The sequence below is a fragment of the Acaryochloris sp. IP29b_bin.148 genome (genome assembly GCF_028285565.1).
In the GTDB taxonomy this organism is placed as follows: Bacteria; Cyanobacteriota; Cyanobacteriia; order Thermosynechococcales; family Thermosynechococcaceae; genus Acaryochloris.
In genome coordinates this window covers 1-6,101 of sequence record NZ_JANQOY010000175.1, presented here as the reverse complement: position 1 = coordinate 6,101, position 6,101 = coordinate 1, and the positions used below count along the sequence as shown (strand labels likewise).

The window sequence follows — 6,101 nt, the reverse complement described above, 5'->3', positions numbered from 1 at the left end:
GAGAACTTAGTGCATCGCCTTGATCTGATCAATAAGTATGTTGCTTGCGAACACATAAAGTGCGAACACGAACATGCTCAGACGCAATTTTTAATCTGTGGTCAATGCCAAAAAGTTAAGGAAGTCACGATAAGCGCATCAATTATGGATGAGCTAAAGAAAAACACTAGCGATGCAGGCTTTCATCTTGTCAGCCCACAATTAGAAATGAACTGTATATGCGAAGATTGTATGTCAACAGGATTGAGAGCTTACAGTGTGGGAAGGTATTGATTGTCATGGGAGCAACATGTCAACAATTGCTGCCGAAAGGATATTTGTGGTTTTGGTAGGTGACGACTGAGTGAGTCTGCACTAGCCTTGAGTTTTCGCATAACCTAAAGCATTCGTGAATACACATTTTTTAGCTTCACATTTGGTTAACTTTATAGCGTTTTTATCTCATGAGGAATGACTCATCCAAGCGAGATTTGCTCGTTAGAAATAACTTTTCTCCTTCAAATGAAAAATTAATAAAAAGTGGTTATGTAGACCAAGCTCGTTTACGTGAGGCGATTTATGAGAGTCGGCGGAAAGGTCGCTCTCTGTTGGCGATTCTCCAAAAAATGACGGGGAAGCCCCTCCCACCTCGGTTGCTTCGGCAGATCAAGCGTCAGCAACTCTTTGAGTTAAAAATCCTATATGGCCTAGAGTGTCTGGATCCCGAGCTTACTCAAGTTGACTTCGACGAAATTGATCGACTGATTCGCACCGTTATTCCCCTCGACTACTGCCGTCGCTATCAGTTGTTACCGCTTTCACTGAATGAAGAGGCCGATCCGCCAGTTGTTCGGATCGGTATGGTCAATCCCGATCACCTCAGCACCATTGATGATATTGGCTATTTGTTGCACTCCATTGGCATGACCTTTCAACGGGCTGTCCTGGACTTAGATACCTTCCAAATGCTGATTACCAAGTTTTTGGATGCCCAAGCCAAACGCCAAGCCACGATCCAAGAGAATTTACCCGTTGAGTATGGACTGGAAGATGATCTTGATCGCTTAGGCGGCATTGAAGATCTGGCCACCAATGATGCCGACATCAACTTAGATGAAGCACTGCTAGACGAAAATGCAGCACCGATTATTTCTTTGGTCAATAAGATTTTAGCGAAGGCCTTACAGAACCAGATTTCAGATATTCATATTGAACCGCAAGAAGAGAATCTGCGAGTTCGCTTTCGGAAAGACGGCCTACTCCATAACGCCTTCCAACCTCTTCCACGGCGAATTACGCCTGCCCTGGTTTCCCGATTTAAAATCATTGCCAATTTAGATATTGCGGAACGGCGTCTGCCCCAGGATGGACGTATTCTTCGACTGTTTCAAGGACGTAAAGTTGACTTTCGTGTCAGCACCTTGCCGAGTCGCTATGGCGAGAAAGTGGTGTTGCGGATCTTAGACAACTCTTCCATGCAGCTGGGTCTCGACAATTTGATTGATGACCCAATGAGCCTGGAGTTGGTGAGGTCCATGGTCGATCGTCCGTTCGGTCTAATTTTAGTCACGGGTCCCACAGGTTCTGGTAAAACGACCACTTTGTATTCGGCTTTGACCGAACGGAATACCCCCGAAGTTAATATCTGTACCGTTGAAGATCCGATTGAATATACGTTGCCAGGGATTACCCAGGTGCAGGTGCTGCGGGAAAAAGGCATGGACTTTGCCTCGATCCTGCGAGCCTTTCTGCGGCAAGATCCTGATGTCCTACTCGTGGGTGAGACACGGGACAAGGAAACCGCCAAAACTGCGATTGAAGCCGCGCTCACGGGGCACTTGGTGTTAACCACTTTGCACACGAATGATGCCGCGAGTGCCATTGTCCGCTTGGCTGAGATGGATGTAGAACCCTTTATGGTCTCCGCCTCCTTGCTGGGAGTCGTCGCTCAGCGATTGGTGAGACGCCTCTGTCCCGACTGTCGTATTCCCTATCGACCGTCTCAGGAGAGACTGGCGCAGTTTGGATTAGTGACGTCTGGAAACACTGAAATTACCTTCTATAAAGCCAATACATCTACCTCTGACGATATTCTGGCGACGGCTAACACGGAAGATGCCTGTCCCACCTGTTCCGGCATTGGCTACTCGGGACGATGCGGGGTCTATGAAGTGATGCAGGTGAGCGAAAAGCTCAAGGCTTTGATTACGGAAGGAGCCCCCACCGAACACATCAAAGAAGTGGCCGTTGAAGAAGGAATGCAAACCCTATTGGCCTATAGCTTAAAGCTAGTTGAGAACGGTGAAACCTCTCTAGAGGAAGTTGAACGGGTCACTTTCTCAGACAGTGGGTTAAAAGCAGAGTTAAAGGCCAAACGCAAGACAGCCCTCAACTGCCACGTCTGTAATGCCGCGCTATTACCAGAGTGGTTGGATTGTCCCTACTGCCTCACCCCCCGATTTGCTGAGCATGATCCTGCTAATCAGCGTTAACTGGCAGCCAGTTGCTGCTTCCTATGTCAAGCTATGAACTTTGAGTTTGATCCATCTGCTATTTCTAAACTGAACGATTTCCGCCAGACTATAGGTGGAGTTGCCCTCAGTGCAAGGCGAACTGTAGCGTCTTTCCCATGTTGGAGGGACTGCCTCAGGCGTCACCTTTTCATACGGGTGGAGACACGATCTCTTCCTAGCGGTTCTTTTGGAATTGAACAAATCGGTGTCAGTCCCCATGCCTCTATAGAACCCATTTGAAATCTTTTGGTCTATTTTCGACAATGGTAAATGTCGTCAATTTCAAGTCCTATGGCTTATTCCAGCAGTCTGAGCGATTCAGAATGGGAACTCCTTGAACCGCTGTTGCCCAAGATTCTGCCTCTCAAGAACAAGACTCGCCCGCTCGAATGGAGTTATCGAGACCTCATCGATGGAATGCTCTATCGACTCAAGAATGGCTGTAATTGGGAAGACTTACCCCAAGACTTTCCTCCCTATTCAACAGTATTCTGGCATTACAATCAGTGGCTTCAAGCGGGTGCCATAGAAAAACTGATGACACTGCTGCACGAGCGGGTCCGAGCACAGGTAAAAAAAAGCCCAAATGGACAACGTTGATAATGGTCGACTCCCAAGCAGTGAAAAATACCTGCAATGCCGCTGTTGAGTCGAAAGGCTTCTGTTTTTACAAAGCAACCAATGGTATAAAACGTCATCTAGTGGTCGATACCCTTGGCTTTCCCTTCTTTACCCACTGTACTGCTGCGAATCTCTCAGACGATGCAGGCTTGTTAGAAATGTTGATGGCAAACATCGATTACTTTCGCTTGAAGCCCATGAGCATGCCTAAAATAACGATCTTGCTAGATCACGGATATCATCCACAGATGTTGACCGAAGCGCTGGAGCAGGTGTATCCAAGCATTATGCGAAAGATTCGGTTTGAGCTATCTCCGAAGCCATCAAGAGCCCAGAAAGCGGCCCAAGGGAAATCTGGGTTTGTACCGGTGGCAACTCGGTGGGTGATTGAGCGCTCTAATGCTTGGGTTGAACGATGTAAGAGCTTAGTGAAGAACTTTGAAAGAACACTGTCTCACGCCACGACTCAGCTCAACCTATGCTTTGTCAGGCTAATGCTCAAAAGGCTTGCAGCCAACGCGTAAAGATTTCAAATGGGTTCTATAGGGTGGGGCAGTTCATTAAAAGGCCTTAGCACCAGCCTCTGCAACAGCATGATCTTGCTCTCCTGAGCCACCACTGACACCTATAGCACCAACCACTTCACCATCTTGCATCAGAGGTATTCCTCCAGCGAAGATCATGATTTTTCCCCCATTAGAAGCATGTATTCCAAAAAATTGTCCCCCAGATTGGCTATATTCAGCTAAGTCTTTGGTGGAGATGTCGAAAGCCCGAGATGTATATGCCTTTTTAATTGAGATATCAATACTACCAATCCAAGCTCCATCCATCCTTACATGTGAAACTAAATTACCACCACTGTCTGCGACGGCAATATTCATCGGTTGACCGATTTCTTCCGCCTTCTTTTCAGCAGCTTCAATGATCCGGCGTGCGTCTTTGAGTGTAACCATTCTACTTCGTATCCTGAGTGAAGATAGATTGACTCAGATATACTACTCAGCTGTTTGTTAGAAGGCAAGTGGTTAATTTTAGATCTTAAGAATTTGATTCTTGTGGTAGGTTATATAGACAATTTTATTGATTCAGTTCTAGCGGGGAATAGCCATTAGAGGAAACGGGGTTCGATATTGTTTTTATTCGAACGAAGCGAAGCCAAAATTGCTCACATTTTTCCTAGTTGGAAGCCAAGATTATTTAAAGCCATATTATAAAAAATGCATGGTTGAATAGATGAATTTCACAAGAAGGTTCCAGACTATCTGAACATTTACAAGGGCATCCTTTAGGGCGATATGGCCCAAATTTCTTAAACACTCAAAAAGGATGATCTCCCCCTAATTAAGACCTCTTTTTTATATTATTTTGTCCTCGCAATATTCAGGGTTTGGTAGAATTGCAAGCCAGAACATATATTGCCATTGCTTTTCAGCTCTATGGCTCTTCATTTGGTTAATCGTTGCCATACCTCTACAAGGTCTAAAATTAAACATGAACCTTTCCCGGCCATACCGGCGCTAGCATCAATGTCATATCCATCTAAACCGTCTGCTGAGCCCTGTGTAACGACCTTCGAAGAGTTTGTGCAATTGGCGGATTATTCTTTGATGGACACCTTAAATGCCGATCCTGATGCCACCGAAGATGGTGATGATCACCGTGCCCGCCAAGTTTTTTCTGGTCATTTCGTACCTGTGACACCCACGCCGCTTGCAGGACCAGAATATGTAGCCCATAGCAGCACTTTCTTTAAGGAACTTGGGTTGAGTAATGAGCTGGCGCTTAATGAAAAATTTCGCCATGTATTTTCTGGTGATATCACTGCTGCGCATGAGCCGATGCGTCAGGTTGGCTGGGCGACGGGTTATGCCCTGTCGATTTATGGCACCGAATATATCCAACAATGTCCATTCGGTACGGGTAACGGCTATGGCGATGGTCGGGCGATATCTGTGTTTGAAGGAATAATCAATGGCCAACGCTGGGAAATGCAGTTGAAAGGGGGTGGCCCAACGCCTTATTGCCGCGGTGGCGACGGGCGCGCAGTACTCCGTTCAAGTGTGCGTGAGTTTCTAGCGCAAGAATATATGCAGGCTTTAGGTGTGCCAACATCGCGTTCTTTGACCCTGTATGTTTCGAAATCTGAGACTGTTAAGCGGCCTTGGTATTCTCAAGACTCTTATTCCACTGACCCTGATATTTTGGTGGACAATCCTGTGGCCATTTCAACTCGTGTTGCATCCTCCTTTTTGCGCGTGGGTCAGCTAGAGTTATTTGCCCGCCGCGCTCGCAACAATGCCCATCCAAAAGCATTAGAAGAGTTGAGCATGATCGTGTCGCATTTAATTAAGCGAGAATACAAACGCGACATTAATCAAAACCTTGGTTTTGCAGACCAATTGGTTGAGTTGGCTAAGCTATTTCGCCAGCGTCTCACTTCACTGGTGGCCAATTGGCTACGTGTTGGTTACTGCCAGGGTAATTTTAACAGTGACAACTGCGCCGCTGGTGGCTTTACCCTCGACTATGGACCCTTTGGATTTTGTGAAATTTTTGACCCTTGGTTTCAACCATGGACCGGCGGCGGCGAAAAATTTTCATTCTTCAATCAGCCCATCGCAGCAGAAGCGAATTATTATATGTTTTGGAAAGCTGTGAGACCCCTACTGGCAAAAGATGCTGATGCTTTAGAACAGTTTGACCAAGTAGGCCGTAGCTTTTCAGAAGCCATGCAACAACAAGTCCAAAAAATGTGGGCGGCCAAACTGGGCTTGACTGAATATCACCCACAGCTCTTTCAGAAATTAATGCAGTTAATGACTGACTCAGAGGCAGATTACACCATTTTCTTCCGCGAGTTATCTCATATTCCAGACGATATCTCAACCTTGAAAAAGAGCTTCTATGGTAAAACGTCACAACAACTCGACGAGCAATGGCAATCTTGGCTAAACAGCTGGCGCGACCTTGTCATTAAGGACGGTA

General features: G+C 46.3%; 5 protein-coding genes and 1 pseudogene. 5 read left to right on the top strand and 1 reads right to left on the bottom strand.

All coding sequences use genetic code 11. From position 1 onward, the window contains the following. The 4 genes and pseudogenes from Q0986_RS16305 to Q0986_RS16290 all read left to right on the top strand — a co-directional run. Window positions 1–273 (top strand): annotated as a pseudogene (locus Q0986_RS16305) (transcriptional repressor); the annotation flags it as partial. 170 nt (window positions 274–443) lie between these two features. Beyond that, window positions 444–2,471, top strand: a complete 2,028-nt coding sequence (locus tag Q0986_RS16300; RefSeq protein WP_299412716.1) for a GspE/PulE family protein — start codon at window positions 444–446, stop codon at window positions 2,469–2,471. A 312-nt stretch (window positions 2,472–2,783) separates the two neighbouring features. Next, entirely contained in the window at window positions 2,784–3,092 is a 309-nt protein-coding gene (locus tag Q0986_RS16295; protein WP_299412713.1) for a transposase, read from the top strand. Window positions 3,093–3,094: 2 nt separating this feature from the next. Next, complete coding sequence (locus Q0986_RS16290; RefSeq protein ID WP_299412709.1) at window positions 3,095–3,637, top strand: transposase; 543 nt, start codon at window positions 3,095–3,097, stop codon at window positions 3,635–3,637. Between the two features lie 36 nt (window positions 3,638–3,673). Here the strand turns inward: Q0986_RS16290 and Q0986_RS16285 are convergent, their stop codons facing one another. Next, the gene (locus Q0986_RS16285) at window positions 3,674–4,069 is read right to left on the bottom strand and encodes a heme-binding protein (RefSeq protein ID WP_299412705.1); all 396 of its coding nucleotides are present in this window, start codon (window positions 4,067–4,069) and stop codon (window positions 3,674–3,676) included. Window positions 4,070–4,642: 573 nt separating this feature from the next. Here Q0986_RS16285 and Q0986_RS16280 point away from each other — a divergent pair. Next, a partial coding sequence (locus tag Q0986_RS16280) for a protein adenylyltransferase SelO family protein (RefSeq protein ID WP_299412701.1) occupies window positions 4,643–6,101 on the top strand: 1,459 nt, incomplete at its 3' end.